The organism is Rhizobium sp. N731 (assembly GCF_001664145.1).
In the GTDB taxonomy this organism is placed as follows: domain Bacteria; phylum Pseudomonadota; class Alphaproteobacteria; order Rhizobiales; family Rhizobiaceae; genus Rhizobium; species Rhizobium esperanzae.
On sequence record NZ_CP013601.1, the window covers coordinates 913,626 to 933,332 of the forward strand.

Below are 19,707 nucleotides of genomic sequence, written 5' to 3' on the forward strand. Positions count from 1 at the left end.
GGTGGCGCCCGTCAGGACTTCTTGTCGATCGGCGGCGGCGTGACAGGCGGCGGATCCGGCTGCTTCTTGTCGGCCGCCTTGGCATCGTCGTCGGCGGGCAGGCCGTTTGCGACCTTTTCCTTGATCTTCGGAATTTCGGCTGCTTCAGGCTCGGAGGCGAGCGCCCGGTTCCACTGATAGACGGCTTCGAGCTTGCGCCCGACGCGCCAGTAGGCATCGCCGAGATGGTCGTTGATCGTCGCGTCACCGGCCTTGATCTGCGCCGCCCGCTCCAACTCGTCGACGGCGTCGTCGAAGCGGTTGAGGCGGAAATAGGCCCAGCCGAGCGAATCGATGATGTAACCGTCGTCAGGGCGAAGATCGACGGCCTTCTTGATCATGGCAAGGCCTTCGTCGAGGTTCCGGTTCATGTCGATCCAGGAATAGCCGAGATAGTTCAGTACCTGCGGCTGATCGGGATTGAGTTCCAAGGCCTTGCGGAAATTCGGTTCGGCCTGGTCCCACTTCTTCAGCCGCTCATAGGCGATGCCGCGCTGGAAGAAGACGCTCCAGTTGGCGCGGCCGGGGATCGGCCCGATCGCTTCGACCGCCTTGTCGTAATTGGCGGCCATCGCCTCGTAGTCTTTGGCGTCGGAGAGCACGCTGCCATAGGCGAGGTAGCTGCGGATGTCCTTCGGGTCGGAGGCGATCAGCGCCTGCAGGTGCTTGCGCGCCTCGTCGACCTTGCCGCCCTGGGCAAGGGCAAGGCCGAGCTGCAGCTCGGAAATGCGCCGCATCGGCGAATCTTCCGGCACCTTCTTATAGAGGGAGATGGCGCGATCCATCTGGTTCTGCTTTTCGGCGATGCCGCCGAGCAGCACCAGCGTATCGGCGCTGTTGGGGTCGAGCGCGTTGGCGGTCTGCAGGTAGAGCGAGACGATGTCTTCGGCACCGTCGCGGTTCAGCGCGCCGCCGACGGAGAAGAGCACGCCGGCGGCGCCTTCTTCGGCGGTCTTGACCTGCTGCTCCTGCTTCTCGCCCTTTTCGATGCTGTCGCGCAGCGCATTCAGCGGCGCATAATTCGGCAGCAGGTTATCGCCGACCGAAACGGCGTCGAGCGCCTTCTGCTTGTTGCCCTGCATCGCCTCGAGGCGGGCAAGCGCCATCACCGCGCGCATGAAGGTGTCGGGCGCCGTCGCCCCGCCTTCCTTGTCGAGCACGGCGTCGTTGAGGTGCTGGCGGGCCGACTTCACGTCGCCGGTGACGACGGCAATGGCGCCGGCATTGTAGTTCTGGAAGATGCGGAACCAGTCCGGCCCCTTCATCTTCTCGACCATGGCGAGCGCTTCCTTGCCGCGGCCGGCGCCGACCCGGGCCCAGGCGAGCAGCAGGTCGTTCATCATCCGGTCGAGATCGTTCGGCCCCTTATATTTCAGGATCGACTCGGCGGTCTTGTAGTCGTCGCGGCGCACGGCATCCATGCCGCGCACGATCGTGGTGATGCGCTCGACAGAGGGATCGCCCTTCAGATCATTGGCGTATTTGACGCCTTCCTTGATGTCGCCGTTGAGCAGCAGCGAGATCATCAGCCGCTGGCGGATTTCGGGATTGCCGGGCTCGATCTGCAGCGCCTTCTTGTAGAGCGCGATTGCGGTCTCGTAATCGTGATCGACATCGGCGGTGCGCGCGGCGAGGAAGGCGCCGGAGAAAGTGGTGACGCTATCGGCATCGAAGAAGCTCTCGGCCTTGCCGGCATCGCCCGCCTTGGCCGCATCTTCGGCACTCGCGCCGGCGATGCCGCCGAGCGAAAGGACAGCCGTCAGTGCTGCGCTCGTAAGAAGACGGATGGCAATTCTCTGCCGCATTAGAAAACCTTTCTTCGAGAGCGTCCGGCCGCTGCCGGTCGCAAATCAGTCGTCATCACTGATTCATAACAGGATGGCTTTTTTGGAGCGGCGCTGCAAGAAAATCAGCCTCGATCGCGGCGTTCGATCAATTGACGCGTTCGATGCAGAAGTCGATCACTTCCATCAGGGCGGATTTCCATACCGTATCGGGAAGCGGCGCCAGCGCGTCCCGCGCGATCGTGCCGTAATGGACCGCCCGGCCGATCGTGTCGCTGAGTGTGCCGTATTTGGTGATCAGCCCGAGCGCTTTTTCCAGGTTGGCGTCGCTGCTGTTGCCGGCCTCGATCGCATCACGCCAGAAGGCGCGCTCCTCCGTGGTGCCGCGGCGATAGGCGAGGATGACGGGAAGGGTGATCTTGCCTTCGCGGAAATCGTCGCCGACATTCTTGCCGAGATCGGCGGCCTTGCCGCCGTAGTCAAGCGCATCGTCGACGAGCTGGAAGGCGAGGCCGAGATTCATGCCGTAGGATTTCAGCGCGTTGCGGCCGGAGCGGCCGGCGTCGGCGACGATCGGCCCGACTTCGGCGGCAGCCGCAAAGAGGGCGGCCGTCTTGGCGCGGATGACGGAGAGGTAATCATCCTCCGTCGTCTCCATGTTCTTGGCGACGGAAAGCTGCAGCACTTCGCCTTCGGCGATCACGCAGGCGGCGGAAGACAGCACGTCGAGCGCGTCGAGCGAGCCGACATCGACCATCATGCGGAAGGCCTGGCCGAGCAGGAAGTCGCCAACCAGCACGCTTGCCTGGTTGCCCCAGATCATCCGCGCCGTCGACTTGCCGCGGCGCAGGTCGCTTTCGTCGACGACGTCGTCATGCAGCAGTGTCGCCGTATGCATGAATTCGACCGAAGTGGCGAGCTTGACGTGGTTTTCGCCGCGGTAGTCGAACAGCGAGGCCGCCGCCAGCGTCAGCATCGGGCGCAGCCGCTTGCCGCCGGACGAGATCAGATGGTTGGCCACTTCGGGGATCATCTGCACGTCGGAGCCGGCCTTGGACAGAATGAGCTGGTTCACCCGCTCCATGTCAGCCCGGGTGAGATCGACCAACGGCTTGATGGATGCCAGTTTGTTTTTGCTTTCTTCAAGCGGTATGACCACGCCCAACGACCCGGACTCCTGTTCATTCATTAGAGCTGACAATAGAAAGGGGCGATGGACGCGGCAAGAGGTGAATTGTCGCGCAAGGCGAAATTGGAAGGAAAATGACGGCAAATGCATGAACTTATCCGCGCCAACGATCCCGTTCTGCTCTCCTTTGCCGAGAGCCTGATGAAGGACGCCGGAATTCACTGCTTCATCGCCGATCAGGGCATGAGCGTGCTGGAAGGCTCGCTCGGCATGTTGCCGCGCCGCCTGCTGGTGGATGAGGACATGGCCGACCAGGCCCGCCGCATTCTGATCGACGCCGGCCTCGGCGGCGAGCTGCGCGACAGGACGTGAGCGGGCGATGACCGGCGCACCCGCTGAAACCATCGATGCCTTCCATCGCGGCGCCTTTCATGTGGTGCAGCCGAAGGGCAGGGGTCATCGCGCCGGCATGGATGCGATGCTGCTGGCCGCCCTCGTCGCCGACGATCGCCCGGTCAGGGTTGCCGATCTCGGCGCCGGCGCCGGTGCTGCCGGCCTTGCCGTCGCCTCGCGCCTTGCCAAGGCGCAAGTGGTGCTCTTCGAGCGTTCGGCCGAGATGGCCGATTATGCCCGCCGCAGCATTCTCCTGCCGGAAAACGCCCATCTTGCCGCCCGCGTCAGCGTCGTCGAGGCGGATGTGACGCTGACCGCCAAGGCGCGCAACGATGCCGGGCTTGCCGATGAGAGCTTCCACCACGTGATCATGAACCCACCCTTCAACGATGCCGGCGACCGGCGCACGCCCGATGCGCTGAAGGCCGAAGCCCATGCGATGACCGACGGCCTGTTCGAAAGCTGGATCCGCACGGCCGGCGCGATCATGATCCCCGGCGGGCAATTGTCGCTGATCGCCAGGCCCCAATCGATCGCCGAGATCATCGATGCCTGCGGCCGACGCTTCGGCGGCATTGAAATGACGGCCATCCATCCGCGCCCCGGTGAAAATGCCGTGCGCATTCTGATGACCGCGATCAAGGGATCGCGGGCGCGGCTGTCGCTGCGCGCGGCCCTCATCATGCACGAAGAGGGGAGCCACAAGTTCTCCCCTCTCGTCGACGATTTCAACAATGGCCGGGCGGCCTATGCCAGGCTTCGCCTCTCAACGTCTAGCCGGTGACGAAGTCGAAGAGCAGCTTGACGTTGAGCCCGGCGATGACGACCGCGATCACATAGGCGATGCCGCTCAGCCAGCGCGGTGCGACGAGTTCGCCCATCTTGGCCTTGCTGGCGGTGAACATCACGAGCGGGAAGACGGCGAAGGAAAGCTGCAGGCTGAGCACCACCTGTGTCAGGATCAAAAGCTGCGCCGTGCCCTGGTCGCCGTACCAGATGGTGACGATTGCCGCCGGCACGATGGCGATCGCCCGGGTGATCAGTCGGCGCACCCATGGCTGCAGCCGGATCTTGAGGAAACCTTCCATGACGATCTGGCCGGCAAGCGTCGCCGTCACCGTCGAGTTGAGGCCGCAGCACAGAAGCGCGATGCCGAACAGCGTCGGCGCGATCGCCAGACCCAGCAGCGGCGACAGCAGCGAATGGGCCTCGCCGAGTTCGACGATGTCGGTCCTGCCATGCGCATTGAAGGCGGCCGCGGCCAAGATCAGGATCGAGGCGTTGATCAGCAGCGCGAAACAGAGAGCGACCGTCGAATCGATCGTCGCATAGGTCAGCGCCTCTTTCTTTTCGGGAACCGTATGGCCGTAGGCCCGCGTCTGCACGATGCCGGAGTGGAGGTAGAGATTGTGCGGCATGACGGTCGCGCCGAGAATGCCGAGCGCCAGATAAAGCATCTCAGGATTGGTGACGATCTCGGTAGTCGGGAAGAAGCCGGTGATGACGGAGCCCCATTGCGGGTCGGCAAGCAGGATCTGCACGCCGAAGCAGAGCGCGATGACGCCGAGCAGCGCGATGATGAAGGCTTCCACCCAGCGGAAGCCGAGCTTCTGCAGGAAAAGGATCACAAAGACGTCGAGCGCGGTGATGAGTACGCCGAGTTCGAGCGGAATGCCCATCAGCAGGTTGAGGCCGATCGCGGTGCCGATCACCTCGGCGATGTCGGTGGCGATGATGGCAATTTCGGCAAAGGCCCAGAGCGGCACCGAAACCCATTTCGGATAGGCGTCGCGGCAGGCCTGCGCAAGGTCGCGGCCCGAGGCGATCGCCAGACGCGCGCAGAGCGATTGCAGGACGATTGCCATCAGGTTGGAAAGCAGTGCGACGGTGAGCAGCGCATAGCCGAATTTCGAGCCGCCGGCGAGCGAGGTCGCCCAGTTGCCGGGGTCCATATAGCCGACAGCGACCATGTAGCCCGGCCCGGCAAAGGCCGCCGCCCTGCGCCATCTCGAGCTGTGACGCCCGGTTCCGACGGTGCGGTAGACATCCGACAGCGACGCCTCTCCGCGTTCGTGCCGCCAGCCGTTTGTTGCATTGGGATTGAGGGCGTCCATGCCATTTCCACCTGTTTATCGTCTCTGCACTATGACGAATTAGAATGATAATGCAAGTCATTCGCAACAAGAAAAATCATCCTCGATGTTTTGCAAACGCGGCCATTGCGTTTGTCGTTCCAGCGCATACATGGATGCCGATCGCAGATGACGATCGGGCGAGCCGAAGCGAAGGATAGGAAATGGCCGGGTTCTTGAGAAAATTGCTGCCAAAACGGTTCCGCAAGGATGGCGTCACCATCCCGGTCGTCAGATTGCAGGGCGCGATCATCAGCGGCGGCGGTCAGTTCCGGCCGACCCTCAACCTCGCCAATGTCGCCCCGGTCCTGGAAAAGGCCTTCGCCATGAAGGACGCGCCGGCGGTGGCCATTGCGATCAACTCGCCGGGCGGCTCGCCCGTCCAGTCCCGGCTGATCTTCACCCGCATTCGCGAGCTCGCGCGGGAGAAGAAGAAGAAGGTTCTGATCTTCGTCGAGGATGTCGCCGCTTCCGGCGGCTACATGATCGCCCTTGCCGGCGACGAGATCATCGCCGACGCCACCTCGATCGTCGGCTCGATCGGCGTCGTCTCCGGCGGTTTCGGCTTTCCCGAACTGCTGAAGAAGATCGGCGTCGAGCGCCGCGTCTATACGGCGGGCGAAAACAAGGTGATCCTCGATCCGTTCCAGCCGGAAAAGGAAAAGGATATCGAGTACCTCAAGAGCCTGCAGCTCGAAATCCACCAGGTCTTCATCGCAATGGTGCGCGAGCGCCGCGCCGGCAAGCTGACGGATGATGCGACGGTGTTTTCCGGCCTGTTCTGGAGCGGTACCCGCGGCCTCGAGCTTGGCCTCATCGACGGTCTCGGCGACATGCGCCAGGAATTGAAGCGGCGCTACGGGCAAAAGACCCGACTGGAACTCGTCACCGCCGGCCGCGGGCTCTTCGGCCGCCGCATTCCCGGCGTATCGCCTGTTACACTCGAGGGCGCGGGGGCAGGTCTCGCAACAGGACTTGTCGAAGCGGCGGAAGAGAGAGCATTGTGGAGCCGCTTCGGGCTTTGAGAGGAGCAAGAGAGGGGCATGGCACAGCTTATCACGATCCTGATCCTGGTGTTCTCAGCCTGGTGGCTCTACCGCCGCTTCGTCTCCGATGCCCGCAAGCTCGCCGAAAAATCGCGCCGCGCCGAAAAGGAACGCCAGACCGGCGCGATCGGCACCCTGGTCAAGGACCCGGTGACCGGGGAGTATCGGCTGAAGCGAGATGAGGAATAGACTTCAATTCTCCCTTCTCCCCAGCGGGGAGAAGGTGGCCCGAAGGGTCGGATGAGGGGGCCGCACGGCACGCCATTGATTGCCCTTCGCTTGCGCGCCGTGCATTCGCTCCTATCGCAGCTCACCCCCTCATCTGCCTGCCGGCATCTTCTCCCCGCTGGGGAGAATGGATATGCGGCACCGCCCAGCGAAATACAGGATGGGTAGGGCGGCGAAACTCCGCTTGCGTCACCACACAGCGTCGCCGACCGCCGCAAAACCCTTGACCCCTGCCGCCCTCCATGGCACCTGTCGCGCCGATAATTCCCAAGCCAGCGGTGCCATCCCATGTCAGCTATCCCAGACCATATGAACCCGAAGCGCTCCTTCCAGGCGCTGATCCTGACCCTGCATAGCTACTGGGCGGACAAGGGTTGTGCGGTGCTGCAGCCCTACGACATGGAAGTCGGCGCCGGCACCTTCCACCCGGCCACCACCTTGCGCGCCCTCGGCCCCAAGCCCTGGAAGGCCGCTTACGTCCAGCCCTCGCGCCGCCCGTCGGACGGCCGCTATGGCGAGAACCCGAACCGGCTGCAGCATTATTACCAGTATCAGGTCATCCTGAAGCCGAACCCGCCTAACCTGCAGGAACTCTATCTCGGCTCGCTGGCGGCGATCGGCCTCGATCCGCTGCTGCACGACATCCGCTTCGTCGAGGATGACTGGGAAAGCCCGACGCTCGGCGCCTGGGGGCTCGGCTGGGAATGCTGGTGCGACGGCATGGAAGTCTCGCAATTCACCTATTTCCAGCAGGTCTGCGGCATCGAATGCGCGCCGGTCGCCGGCGAACTGACCTATGGTCTCGAGCGCCTCGCCATGTATGTCCAGGGCGTCGACAATGTCTACGATCTGAATTTCAACGGCCGCGAGGGCGACGAGAAGATCAGCTATGGCGACGTCTTCCTGCAGGCCGAGCAGGAATATTCGCGTCACAATTTCGAATTCGCCAATACCGAGATGCTGCATCGCCACTTCGTCGATGCCGAGAAGGAATGCCGGTCGCTGCTCGATGCCGGCGCGCCCGATGACAGCGCCAACCAGCGCCTGCACAAATGCGTCTTCCCGGCCTATGACCAGTGCATCAAGGCCAGCCATGTCTTCAACCTGCTCGACGCCCGCGGCGTCATCTCGGTCACCGAGCGCCAGAGCTACATCCTGCGGGTACGCACGCTCGCCAAGGCCTGCGGTGAAGCCTTTTTGCTGACCGACGCCGGCGGCGTCAACCTGTCGAAAGAGGCGGCATGACGCAAAAGCCTGCCAGCCGTATAGTCCATCTCAACGGCTGGCCAGGCACCGGGAAGCTGACGGTCGGCCGATTGCTCGCGAGAAGGCTCGGCGCGCGGCTCATCGACAATCACACGCTGCTTAATCCGGCCGAAGCTCTTTTCGCCCGCAGCAACCCTCTGCATGCATCACTGCGTGAGCAGATTCGGCGAGCGGTTTTCGACCACGCCGTGCACGCCGATCCGGCTGAAAGTTTCGTCTTTACCGATGCTCTTGCGGATGACGAGCAGGATAGGGCGATGTTCTGCTGGTATGTCGATCTGGCTGTCGGCAGAGGCGCGCATCTGGTCGCGGTTCTGCTCGATTGCGCGCCGGAGGAGAATGCCAGGCGCCTCATCTCTCCCGGCCGATCCGACGCGCTCAAGCTGACGGATACGGCGAAGCTGCAACAGCTCCGGGCGACCTACAAACTGTTGCGCGGACTGGCTGAACACACAGTCGAAATTGATACGACGAACCTTTCGCCGGAGCAGACAGCGGCCCGAATCCTCGCCGATATCGGCGTTTGACGGCAGCCGGCAAACCCGCGTAGTCTCCGCGCGAACATTACTTCGCCGCAGGGGATTCGCGATGTATATTGCACTTGCCGTCGTCGCTGTCATCGCACTCTACATCGTCTTCATCTACAACGGGCTGGTGCGTTCCCGCCAGATGGCGGAGGAAGCCTGGTCGGGCATTGACGTCCAGCTCAAGCGCCGCGCCGATCTGATTCCGAACCTGATCGAGACGGTCAAGGGTTATGCCGCCCATGAGAAGTCGACGCTCGAAGAGGTGGTTGCGCTCCGCAACAAGGCGCAGGCCGTGCCATCGGGCGATGTCGCGGGCAGGGCGCAGGCGGAAGGGCTGCTCGGCCAGGCGCTCGGCCGGGTGATCGCGCTTGCCGAGGCCTATCCCGATCTCAAGGCCAACCAGAATTTCGCCGAACTGCAGGCGTCGCTCGAAACCCTGGAAGGCGAGCTGCAGATGGCGCGGCGTTATTACAATGGTGCGGCCCGCGACCTGAACGTCAAGGTCGAAAGCTTCCCCTCCAATCTCGTCGCCGGCCAGTTCGGTTTTGCCAAGCGGGAGTATTTTGAGATCACCAATGAGGCCGATCGCGCCGTTCCCAGCGTCAAATTCTGACGATCCGGCATTTTGCCTTTGCAAGAAAGCGGTTAAGAGCAAGGGCAGACGGCGACGCGCTTTAGCCTCGCTCATGGACGGAAGACACAGCATGACACGCACAGCCAAACTCACGATCATCCCGCCGGGCAAGCCGCTTTCGGGCCGCGCCATGCCCCCGGGTTCGAAGTCGATCACCAATCGCGCCCTGCTGCTCGCCGGCCTTGCCAAGGGCACGAGCCGGCTGACCGGCGCGCTGAAGAGCGACGACACGCGTTATATGGCCGATGCGCTGCGCGCCATGGGTGTTGCGATTGACGAGCCCGATGACACCACCTTCGTCGTCACCGGCAGCGGCAGGCTCGCGCCGCCGAAGGCGCCGCTCTTCCTCGGCAATGCCGGTACGGCCACACGCTTCTTGACGGCGGCTGCTGCTCTCGTCGACGGCACCGTCATCGTCGACGGCGACGAGCACATGCGCAAGCGACCGATCGGCCCGCTGGTCGAGGCGATGCGCACACTCGGCATCGATGTCAGCGCCGAGACCGGCTGCCCGCCGGTCACTGTCAGGGGCACCGGCCGCTTCGAGGCCGACCGCATCCTGATCGATGGCGGGCTGTCCAGCCAGTATGTCTCGGCGCTGCTGATGATGGCGGCCGGCGGCGACCGTCCTGTTGACATCGAACTCGTCGGCGAGGATATCGGCGCGCTCGGCTATATCGATCTCACCACGGCGGCGATGCAGGCCTTCGGCGCCAGGGTCGAAAAGACCAGCCCCGTCACCTGGCGCGTCGAGCCGACCGGCTACCGCGCCGCCGATTTCGTCATCGAGCCGGATGCATCCGCCGCGACCTATCTCTGGGCGGCCGAAGTGCTGAGCGATGGCAGGATCGATCTCGGCGTGCCGAACGATGCCTTCACCCAGCCGGATGCCAAAGCCTATGAGACGATCGCCAAGTTCCCGCACCTGCCGGCTGAAATCGACGGCTCGCAGATGCAGGATGCCGTTCCGACGATCGCCGTGCTTGCCGCCTTCAACGAGACGCCGGTCCGCTTCGTCGGCATCGCCAATCTGCGCGTCAAGGAATGCGACCGCATCCGCGCCCTGTCCACGGGGCTCAACAATATCCGCGAAGGTCTCGCCGTCGAGGAGGGCGACGATCTGATCGTCCATTCCCATCCTGCTCTCGCCGGTCAAACGCTGCCGGCGGAGATCGACACCTTTGCCGATCACCGCATCGCCATGAGCTTTGCGCTCGCCGGCCTCAAGATCGATGGCATCACCATTCTCGACCCCGATTGTGTCGGCAAGACCTTCCCCGCCTATTGGCGGACGCTCGCCGCCCTCGGCGTGACCTATCGGGACAAGGATTGAAGCAAGGCGCAGCCGGGGCAGCCGGCGGGGAGACAGGATGGGGCGTCGGTTTTTCGGTTTTTGCTTGGCGCTGCTCCTGATGGTCGCCGCCCCGGCGGCCTTTGCCGCCGAGGTTGTCGATAGTTTCGCCTCCGACATCGCGCTCGAAAAGAGCGGTGAGATGACGGTAGCGGAAACGATCACGGTCAATGCCGAGGGCAACCGGATCAACCACGGCATCTTCCGCGACTTCCCGCTCTATTTCACCGACGGCGCAGGCCGTCGCCGCAGCGTCGATTTCGATATGGTGTCGGTCACGCGCGACGGTGCGGAGGAGCCCTGGCACACGGAATCGATATCGGGCGGCATCCGCATCTATGCCGGCTCCGCCGAGGTGACGGTGACGCCGGGCCGTCACCGCTACGTCTTCACCTACAGGACCAATCGCCAGATCCGCTATTTCGACGATCATGACGAGCTCTACTGGAATGTCACCGGCAATGGCTGGATCTTCCCGATCCGGTCAGTGACCGCAACCGTGAAGCTGCCGCCTGATGTCAGCGCGACTGAGACGACCTTCTTTACCGGCCCGCAGGGCGCCAGGGGAAAGGATGCCCGTGTCAGCGAAAGCGGCGCCGGCCTCGTGTTTTCCACCACCGCGCCTCTTGGGCCCAAGGAAGGCCTGACCTTTGCGATCCGCATGCCGAAGGGCTCGATCGATCCGCCGAGCGCGGACATGGAAAGCACCTGGTGGCTGAAGGATAACCGCAATTATTTCATCGGCTTCGGCGGCCTGATCCTGGTTTTCGCCTATTATCTCAGATCCTGGCTGAAGGTCGGCCGCGATCCCGCCCGTGGCGTCGTCGTGCCGCGCTGGGACGCGCCGGACGGCATCTCGCCGGCGCTGGTCAACTATATCGACAATAAGGGTTTCTCCGGCGGCGGCTGGACGGCGCTAGCTGCAACCGCCCTCAATCTGGCGGTGCGCGGCTATGTCAAGCTCGAAGACCTCAAGGATTCGATCATCATCCGCGGCACCGGCAAGCCGGTCGGCAAGGAGAAATTCCAGGCCGGCGAGGCCGAGCTGCTGAAGGTCGCCGGCGGCGAGGGCAGGACGCTAACGATCGACGAGGCCAATGGCGAGCGGGTGAAGACGGTCGGCCAAGCCTTCCGTTCGGCAATCGAGAGAGAGCATCGCGGTAAATATTACAATTCCAACGTCGGCTATACCACAGGCGGCGTTGCGCTCAGTGCCGCCGCCCTGGTGGCGCTGTTCGTCTTCGGCTCGCTGGAGCCCGATACGATCGCGCTGATGCTGATCCCAATTGCCATCTCGGTTTTCATCGCCGTCTTCATCGCCGGTTTGGTCAAGTCGCTGCACCAAGGAAGATCGCTGTTCGCCAAGGTCATGGCCATCATTGCCGCGGCGGTCGGTGTTTTCGTCGGCGTCAGCATCCTGGCGATCTTGATGCTGACGTTTGCCTCGTCTCTGGTGGAACTGCACGAGACGCCGATGCTCTTTGCCATCGGCGGCATCGTGCTGCTCAACATCCTCTATGTCTTCATCATGGGCGCGCCGACTCCGCTCGGCGCCCGGATGATGGACGGCGTGGACGGCCTGCGGCAATACCTGACGCTGGCCGAGAAGGACCGCATGAACATGGCCGGCGCTCCCAAAATGTCGCCGCAGCATTTCGAGACGCTGCTGCCCTACGCGGTGGCTTTGGGTGTCGAAAAGCCCTGGTCGCGCACCTTCGAGACCTGGCTTGCGGCTGCCGCCGCCGGCACGGCCGCAGCCTATGCGCCCTCCTGGTATTCCGGCGATTTCAACAGCGGCAGCTTCTCCGACCGTATCGGCGGTTTCTCCTCGTCGATGGCCTCCACCATCGCGTCGACGATCCCCGCGCCGCCGTCGAGTTCATCCTCCGGTTTTTCCGGCGGCGGCTCCTCCGGCGGTGGCGGCGGAGGCGGGGGAGGCGGGGGCTGGTAAGCTTTCCCGCTTGACCTTTCGGCCCTTGGCCCTTAACCGCCTGACGGAACAGGAAAGGGGTCGCGCATGAAGGTTCTGTTGATCGGATCGGGCGGACGCGAGCACGCGCTCGCCTGGAAGCTGGCGCAATCGCCGTTGATGAGCGAATTCTACGCCGCACCCGGTAATCCCGGCATTGGCGAACATGCCTCCCTCGTGCCCATCAATATCGACGATCATGAAGCAGTCGCCGCTTTCTGCCGAGAGAAGGCGATCGATTTCGTCGTCGTCGGCCCCGAGGCGCCGCTCGTCGCCGGCCTCGCCGACCGGCTGCGCGCCGACGGCCTGGCAGTCTTCGGGCCCTCCGCGGGTGCCGCCCAGCTCGAGGGCTCCAAGGGCTTCACCAAGGATATCTGCGCCCGCTACGGCATTCCCACCGGCGCCTACCAGCGTTTCAACAACGCGCCGAAAGCGAAAGCCTATATTCGCGCCCAGGGCGCGCCGATCGTCGTCAAGGCCGACGGCCTGGCCGCCGGCAAGGGCGTGACCGTCGCGATGACGCTCGACGAGGCGCTTGCCGCGGTCGATGATTGCTTCGAGGGCGCCTATGGCGCCGCCGGCGCCGAAGTCGTCGTCGAAGCCTATCTCGATGGCGAGGAAGCGAGCTTCTTCTGTCTCTGCGATGGAAAACATGCGCTGCCGCTGGCGACCGCCCAGGATCACAAGCGAGTGGGCGAGGGTGATACCGGCGTCAATACCGGCGGCATGGGTGCCTATTCGCCGGCGCCGGTTATGACGGCCGAGATGGTCGAGCGGACGATGAAAGAGATCATCGAGCCGACGATCCGCGGTATGGCCGAGAGCGGTCATCCCTTCTCCGGCGTGTTTTTCGCCGGACTGATGATCACGAAGAAGGGGCCGGAGCTGATCGAATACAATGTCCGCTTCGGCGACCCGGAATGCCAGGTGCTGATGATGCGGCTGAAGAGCGATCTGCTGCCGCTGCTGCTTGCCACCGCCAATGGCACGCTCGATCAGGTAAGCGCCGAATGGAGCGAAGATCCGGCCCTGACAGTGGTCATGGCCTCGAAGGGCTATCCCGGCGCCTATGAGAAAAACACACCGATCCAGTCGCTGCCCGAGGCAGGCGAGGGAGAGAAGGTGTTTCATGCCGGCACGGGCATGAAGGACGGCGTGCTGGTCGCGACCGGCGGCCGCGTGCTCAACGTCACCGCGTCAGGCGGTACAGTTGCCGAAGCGAAGGGCCGCGCCTATGCCCTGTTGGACAGGGTTCGTTGGGAAAACGGCTTCTGCCGGCGCGACATCGGCTGGCGTGCGATCGAGCGCGAAAAAACCTCGGACAAAGCATAAATCGCCGCGTTCCTTAAATTTTTACTCTTTCCCCTGACGGGATGGAAACGAAGCTGCGCTATACCGTTGCCGTAGTGAGACGGAGGTGCGTTGATGCGTCAGATTTTCCTCGGTGCGGCAATCCTGCTGATGGCAGGCTCGGCGATGGCCTCCTCGATTGAGGTGATCGGCAAAACGGCAGCACGTGCCGAGGGCAGCATCGTAGCCGAAAGCTGCGCCGCTTGTCCGCCGCTGCAGGCCGGGCAGAACCGCAAGGACTATACGGTGCCGGAACTGAAGCCCGGCGTCCTCCAGGCAAGCGAAGTCCGCGACGTCGGCCGCGAAACGAAGATCTTCCGCACCGAAGCCTGGATGGGCGGTTCGCCCGTCGTCTTCGTCAGCAAGGCAACACCGGAAGCCTTGGCTGCCGCCGAACCTTCGATGCCGCCCGCCCAAGGCATCGACATGAACGCAACGACCGCAGCCGTCATCGGCGGCGATGCCAGGCCGGTCGCTGCCGGAATGGCTGAGCCGCCGGCGGCTCTCGACGTTTCCGAATTTAAGCTGCGTTTCTAAAAGCCACGGCATCTGAGGGCTGTGTACTAAGCCAATTTGAGCCGCTGCGACAGTTCCCTGCCCCTGCCCGATCAAGGTTTCGATCGCTTGGGGTTCCACCGCGGTGGAGCGAATGCACCCTCGAAGAGAAGCGGGGGTGCATTCCTGCTTTTGAGCGCCGGCAGATCTGCAGCGCGAAAACAAGTGATATTCAGTGAAAATCAGCGGTTGGTCTTGTAACTCCGCCCCCCGATTTTTAGGGAAATTCGCGTCGTTTTGAATAAAATTAAAGCTTTCTTATCGAGTCAGCTTCAATTCTTACTCGCCGGTCGCAGCATGTTGTTCAGCAGCGGTAGACGCGTCCCTCTCAGATGCGCTCGCACAGGCGGTAGAAGACCGCACCGGAATGTATTCCCTCATTCCCCTTTGCGAGGAATCATGAAAAATTTAAAGATATCGAAGCAGCTCATATTGCTGATCGTCGGCTTGATGGCAGCCTTTGCGATCGCCACGTCCCTGCAGATCCGCTCCTCGGTCGATGCGATTTACAAGGAGCGTTACGACATGCTCCGTGCCGAGGTTCAGTCGGCAATCTCGGTTTTCAAGCTTTATCAGGCTAAGGTCACCGCAGGCGAGATGACGCTGGAGGATGCCCAGAAGCAGGCTTACACCACCGTCAACGGCATGAAATACGATCCGGACGGCTATTTCTTCGGCTACAGCTACGATGTCCAGATGATGTTCCACTACGATGCCGCGAAGGTAGGACAGAACCTGAAGGGGCAGCCGGACAGCAAGGGCAAGCTCTATCGTGAAGAGCTGGTCAAGCTCGGTCAGCAGGGCGGCGGTCTCGTCGAATTTTACTCCACCAGCAAGCCGGGGCAGCCGGCCGGCGATTACCGCAAGACGGCGTATGGCCAGGCCTTCGACCCCTGGAAGGTCGTCGTCGTCACCGGCGTCTATATGGACGATCTCGATGCCCAGATTAACGGCACGATCCTGACCGCGCTCTCCGGCAGCATCGTTCTCTTCTTCCTTGCCATGGCGGCCGCCTACGTCGTCATTCGCGGCATTTCGGGGCCTCTCAACAATGTCCATGCGGCCTTGAAGGCCGTTTCCGAGGAGGATGTTTCCATCGCCATCCCGCATACCGGCATGAACAACGAGGTCGGCATGATGGCGAAGGCGACGTTGTCGCTGCAGGAGAAAATCAGGGAGCGCCATCAGATGTCCGATCGCGAGGCGGCACAGCAGCTCGCGCTGGAAAGCGAGCGCGAAAACAACCTGCGCCAGCAGCAGGACGAGACCGCACTCCAGGCCCGCGTCGTGACGACGATCGGCCAGGCGCTGGAGCTGATCGCCCGCGGCGACCTCACCGTCCGCTGCGCCGATCTCGGCCAGAAATACGCCGCCCTTCGCGACAACTTCAACGATGCGCTGTCGCATCTCGAAGCCGCCATGGCCAAGGTCAGCGCCAAGGGCAGTGACATCGGTACGAGCAAGGAAGAAATTCGCCGTGCCTCCAACGAGCTGTCGCAGCGCACCGAGCGCCAGGCCGCAAGCCTGGAGGAAACATCTGCCGCCCTCGATGAGCTGACCGTCGCCGTCCGCCAGACCGCCGATGGCGCCCATGAGGCGAGCAAGCGCGTGCATGCCGTCAGTGCCGAGACCACCCATAGCGATGCGATCGTCAGCGAGGCGATCGAGGCGATGAGCGGCATCGAGAAATCGTCTTCGGAGATCTCGAAGATCATCGGCGTCATCGACGAGATCGCCTTCCAGACCAACCTCCTGGCTTTGAATGCCGGCGTCGAGGCGGCCCGTGCCGGCGAATCCGGCAAGGGCTTTGCCGTCGTCGCCCAGGAAGTGCGCGAACTCGCCCAGCGCTCCGCTGCCGCGGCAAAGGGGATCAAGGATCAGATCGCCCGCTCCTCCAGCCAGGTCGATCACGGCGTCCGATTGGTCGGCGAGGCAGGCGAGGCGCTGAAGCGCATCTCCGACCAGATCAAGGCCGCCAACGAGATCGTCGCCAAGATCGCCCACAGCGCCTCCGAACAGGACACCACGCTGCGCTCGATCTCCTCGTCGGTGAACCAGCTCGACGCCGCCACCCAGCAGAACGCCGCCATGGCCGAAGAGACCACGGCGTCGGCCGAGACGCTGGCTGCCGACACCGACGAACTGATCGATCTCATCCGCGGTTTCCGCGTCAACAGTGCCGCCGCTGCTCCCGTCGCGCATCAAGGTCGCCGCGCCGCCTAGCGCAATTCCAGGAAAAGTGTGAAACGGTTTTCCGTCAGGAACCGCGTAAAAACATAAACGGCGCGGGGACAATCAGAGTTTTCAGCACCAAAATCTTAGCGGCCGTCGGTTCTTCGGCGGCCGTGTCCTTTGGGGCCTATGGTGCCAGACGGTCGATCAATCGGTCGATTTCACCATGGGAAAATACTTCGACGCCGGCCGCTTTCAGCGCCGCCGCCGTGACGCCGTTGCCGGCTTGCCGGCGCTCGGAAAACGTGCCGTCATAGATGAACGCGGAGCCGCAGGACGGACTGCCGTCGATGAGCAGCGCATAGTGGCAGCCGGTCTGCCGTGCGAGCGCCACGGCATTCTCCGCCGCCTGCAGAAACTCTGCCGTCACATCGCCGCCCGTCAGCTCTATAACCCGAGCCGTGCCGGCCAGAACCTCCTCGCCGGTCGCTCCATCCGCGATCTCCGCCGGCGGCCGCGGCACCGCCATGCCCGCCGACATCTCCGGACAGATCGTCACCAGCCGGCCCTCGGCCCGCCACCTCTCGATCGCCGGATGAAGCAACGGCTTCGCCCGCCCGTCATAACGAACGGCATGCCCCATGAGACAGGCGCTGACGAGAATCTTGCTCTGCATCGCTGCTTGAGTCATCCCATGGGGCGGTGATGCTAGGGTTGGGTCATCGATTTATCGTGACCGACCAAAATAAATCACGCAAGCAGAGTGCTTGCATGGATGCTCGGGTCAAGCCCAGGGCTTGACCCGAGGAACCATGCGGCAAGCATAGCGTGGGCGTTAGCACTGGGAAGAGAACCCAGCCCAAGACCGCTCACCCCGAAATTTTCGAGAAATCCGCCACCGTTCCCGTTGCCTCGCGGATCAGTCTGAGCAGGGCGAGGCGGTTGGCGCGGATCGCGGCGTCCTCGTCGTTGACGAGCACGTCGTCGAAGAAGCGGTCGACCGGGCCGCGCAGCTTGGAAAGCGCTTCCATCGCGGAGCGGAAATCTTCGCCGGCAACGGAATTGGCCGCGTCCTTCGAAGCGCTCGATATGGCGGCGAACAGCTCCTTCTCGGCATCGAGCCTGAAGAGCGCCGGCGAAACGCCGTCGGCGATGACGGTGCCCTTCTTCTCCTCGGCGGCGAGCAGCTGCGTCGCGCGCTTGGTGCCGGCGAGCAGGTTCTTGCCGTCTTCCGAGGTGATGAAGGCCGTCAGCGCCTCGACGCGGCGCGCCACCATCAACAGGTCGTCGGCCTCGGGCGTCAGCACGGCGTCGATCAGATCGTGCCGGGCGCCCTGGTCGCGCAGGTAGACCTTGAGACGATCATGGAAGAAGGAGAGCAGATCACCATCCTTGGTCGTCGCCAGCAGCGGCAGGCGGACCCTGCGTTCCAGCAGGATGCGAACGACGCCGAGGGCGGCACGCCGCAGCGCAAACGGGTCTTTCGAACCCGTCGGCTTCTCGTCGATCGCCCAGAAGCCCGTCAGCGTGTCGAGCTTGTCGGCAAGCGCCAGCGTAATCGCCACCTTGTCCTCCGGCACGCGGTCCGACGGACCCTGCGGCTTGTAATGATCCTCGATCGCCGCGGCGATGGAGAGGTTTTCGCCCTGCAGTACCGCATATTTGCGCCCCATCAGACCCTGCAGCTCCGGGAATTCGCCGACGGCCTCGGTGCGCAGATCCGCCTTGGCAAGCACGGCGGCGCGATCGACGAGAGCCGTATCCGCGCCAGTGATAGCGGTGAGCTCCTTTGCCAGCGCACGGATGCGGGCGACCCGGTCACCCTGCGTGCCGAGCTTGGCATGGAAGGTCACGTCGAGCGCATCGAGCTTGGCCATGCGCTGGTCGAGCGGCTTCGTCAGGTCGAGACCGAATTTTGCTGCAGATGCTTTCAGCGTGTCGAGATCGGGCATGTCGCCCTGGTCGCGCTTCCAGAAATGCAGGGCATCCGAAAGCCGGGCCCGCACCACCTTGCCGTTGCCGTGGACGATCTCCTTGCCGCCGTCATGCGCCTGGATGTTGGAAACCAGGATGAACCTGTTCGACAGCGTCTCTTCGCCCTGCTTGCGCGTCACGAAGCACTTCTGGTTGGTCTTGATCGTCAGCCGGATGATCTCGGAGGGAATGGAAAGATAATCCTCCTCGAAGCTGCCCATCAGCACCTGCGGCCATTCGACGAGGCCGGAGACTTCCTCCAGCAGGCCTTCGTCTTCCACCAGCTCGAGCCCGTTGGCAAAGGCGATGTCGCGGGCATCATGCAGGATGATGTCCTTGCGCCGCTCGGCGTCGAGGATGACCTTCGCCTTTTCCAGGCTCGCCGCGTAATCGTCGAAGCGCCGCACGGTGATCACCTCGGGCGCATGGAAACGATGGCCGTAGGTGACGTTGGAGGCGGTGATGCCGTCGATCTCGAAGGGGATGACGACGGTTTCTTCATGCTCCGGGCCAAAGGTGCAGACAATCGACTGCAGCGGCCGCACCCAACGCAGCGCGCCCGGTTTGGAGGAGGCCTTGCCCCAGCGCATCGATTTCGGCCAGGGAAAATCGCGGATGATGCCGGGCATCACCTCGGCGACGATTTCCTCCGTCGCGCGGCCCGGCTTTGAAATCACCGCGACGTAGAAATCGCCCTTCTTCGGATCGCTCACCACCTGCGCCTCGGAGACCGAGGAAAGGCCGGCGCCGCGCAGGAAGCCCTCGATCGCCTTTTCGTTGGCGTCGGTGCGCGGTCCTTTGCGCTCCTCGCGCACATCGGCCGAGCGCGCCGTCAGGCCGTGGATGTCGAGCGCCAGCCGCCGGGGCGTCCAGTATTCGCGCGCGCCCTCATAGGACAGACCCGCTTCGACGAGCGCATCGGTGACGAGCTTCTTCAGGTCGCCGGCAGCCTTGCGCTGCATGCGGGCCGGAATCTCTTCGGAGCGAAGTTCGAGAAGAAGGTTTGGCATGTCACTCTTTTCCTTGCGCCCGCGGGCAGGGCGATCCAAAAACGTTGCTTCTGCTATCAAAGAATGCCGCATCTGCACAACCGCAAAAACGGAAGAGAGCGATGGGGTGGCTGGTTGGTAGCGTTGTGCCGTGTGGCCCCTCATCCGA

At 63.3% G+C, this 19,707-nt stretch carries 17 protein-coding genes; 12 read left to right on the forward strand and 5 right to left on the reverse strand.

Going from position 1 to position 19,707, the window contains the following annotated elements; all coding sequences use genetic code 11:
* Positions 1-11 precede the first annotated feature (11 nt).
* Together AMK02_RS04515 and AMK02_RS04520 are read right to left on the reverse strand one after the other, a co-directional pair.
* Positions 12-1,844 (reverse strand): tetratricopeptide repeat protein, encoded by a 1,833-nt coding sequence (locus AMK02_RS04515; protein WP_064800853.1) that lies wholly within the window; start codon positions 1,842-1,844, stop codon positions 12-14.
* Positions 1,845-1,971: 127 nt separating this feature from the next.
* Positions 1,972-2,988 (reverse strand): polyprenyl synthetase family protein, encoded by a 1,017-nt coding sequence (locus AMK02_RS04520; RefSeq protein ID WP_064800854.1) that lies wholly within the window; start codon positions 2,986-2,988, stop codon positions 1,972-1,974.
* 108 nt (positions 2,989-3,096) lie between these two features.
* Here AMK02_RS04520 and AMK02_RS04525 point away from each other — a divergent pair, with 108 nt between their 5' ends.
* Together AMK02_RS04525 and AMK02_RS04530 are read left to right on the forward strand one after the other, a co-directional pair.
* Complete coding sequence (locus AMK02_RS04525; protein WP_064800855.1) at positions 3,097-3,324, forward strand: putative signal transducing protein; 228 nt, start codon at positions 3,097-3,099, stop codon at positions 3,322-3,324.
* Between the two features lie 7 nt (positions 3,325-3,331).
* A complete protein-coding gene (locus AMK02_RS04530; RefSeq protein ID WP_064800856.1) occupies positions 3,332-4,129 on the forward strand; it encodes a tRNA1(Val) (adenine(37)-N6)-methyltransferase in 798 nt (265 codons plus the stop codon).
* Here the strand turns inward: AMK02_RS04530 and AMK02_RS04535 are convergent.
* The gene (locus AMK02_RS04535) at positions 4,119-5,459 is read right to left on the reverse strand and encodes an Nramp family divalent metal transporter (RefSeq protein ID WP_064800857.1); all 1,341 of its coding nucleotides are present in this window, start codon (positions 5,457-5,459) and stop codon (positions 4,119-4,121) included. The two genes, AMK02_RS04530 and AMK02_RS04535, sit on opposite strands and share 11 nt — an antisense overlap.
* A gap of 182 nt (positions 5,460-5,641) precedes the next feature.
* Here AMK02_RS04535 and AMK02_RS04540 point away from each other — a divergent pair, with 182 nt between their 5' ends.
* The 10 genes from AMK02_RS04540 (at position 5,642) to AMK02_RS04585 (ending at position 16,626) form a co-directional block, all read left to right on the forward strand.
* The gene (locus AMK02_RS04540; RefSeq protein ID WP_064800858.1) at positions 5,642-6,502 is read left to right on the forward strand and encodes a S49 family peptidase; all 861 of its coding nucleotides are present in this window, start codon (positions 5,642-5,644) and stop codon (positions 6,500-6,502) included.
* 18 nt (positions 6,503-6,520) lie between these two features.
* Positions 6,521-6,712: a hypothetical protein gene (locus AMK02_RS04545; protein WP_064800859.1), complete on the forward strand. Its 192-nt coding sequence runs from the start codon at positions 6,521-6,523 to the stop codon at positions 6,710-6,712.
* Between the two features lie 327 nt (positions 6,713-7,039).
* The gene (locus AMK02_RS04550) at positions 7,040-7,996 is read left to right on the forward strand and encodes a glycine--tRNA ligase subunit alpha (protein WP_011424229.1); all 957 of its coding nucleotides are present in this window, start codon (positions 7,040-7,042) and stop codon (positions 7,994-7,996) included.
* Complete coding sequence (locus AMK02_RS04555) at positions 7,993-8,544, forward strand: AAA family ATPase (protein ID WP_064800860.1); 552 nt, start codon at positions 7,993-7,995, stop codon at positions 8,542-8,544. The genes AMK02_RS04550 and AMK02_RS04555 overlap by 4 nt, the downstream gene beginning before the upstream one ends.
* Positions 8,545-8,605: 61 nt before the next feature.
* Positions 8,606-9,157, forward strand: a complete 552-nt coding sequence (locus tag AMK02_RS04560) for a LemA family protein (RefSeq protein WP_064800861.1) — start codon at positions 8,606-8,608, stop codon at positions 9,155-9,157.
* Between the two features lie 91 nt (positions 9,158-9,248).
* Positions 9,249-10,511: a 3-phosphoshikimate 1-carboxyvinyltransferase gene (locus tag AMK02_RS04565; protein ID WP_064800862.1), complete on the forward strand. Its 1,263-nt coding sequence runs from the start codon at positions 9,249-9,251 to the stop codon at positions 10,509-10,511.
* A gap of 37 nt (positions 10,512-10,548) precedes the next feature.
* Positions 10,549-12,480 carry a DUF2207 domain-containing protein gene (locus tag AMK02_RS04570; RefSeq protein ID WP_064800863.1) on the forward strand — a complete coding sequence of 644 codons (1,932 nt, stop codon included), beginning with the start codon at positions 10,549-10,551 and terminating at the stop codon, positions 12,478-12,480.
* Between the two features lie 66 nt (positions 12,481-12,546).
* On the forward strand, positions 12,547-13,830 hold the full coding sequence (gene purD, locus AMK02_RS04575) for a phosphoribosylamine--glycine ligase (RefSeq protein ID WP_064800864.1): 1,284 nt from the start codon (positions 12,547-12,549) through the stop codon (positions 13,828-13,830).
* Positions 13,831-13,923: 93 nt separating this feature from the next.
* Complete coding sequence (locus tag AMK02_RS04580; protein ID WP_064800865.1) at positions 13,924-14,385, forward strand: plant virulence effector HPE1-like domain-containing protein; 462 nt, start codon at positions 13,924-13,926, stop codon at positions 14,383-14,385.
* A gap of 417 nt (positions 14,386-14,802) precedes the next feature.
* The gene (locus AMK02_RS04585) at positions 14,803-16,626 is read left to right on the forward strand and encodes a methyl-accepting chemotaxis protein (protein ID WP_064800866.1); all 1,824 of its coding nucleotides are present in this window, start codon (positions 14,803-14,805) and stop codon (positions 16,624-16,626) included.
* 136 nt (positions 16,627-16,762) lie between these two features.
* On the opposite strand, the gene AMK02_RS04590 is transcribed toward AMK02_RS04585, so the two are convergent.
* Positions 16,763-17,251 (reverse strand): DUF523 domain-containing protein, encoded by a 489-nt coding sequence (locus AMK02_RS04590; protein WP_064800867.1) that lies wholly within the window; start codon positions 17,249-17,251, stop codon positions 16,763-16,765.
* A gap of 193 nt (positions 17,252-17,444) precedes the next feature.
* Positions 17,445-19,559 (reverse strand): glycine--tRNA ligase subunit beta, encoded by a 2,115-nt coding sequence (gene glyS / locus AMK02_RS04595; protein ID WP_064800868.1) that lies wholly within the window; start codon positions 19,557-19,559, stop codon positions 17,445-17,447.
* Positions 19,560-19,707 lie beyond the last annotated feature (148 nt).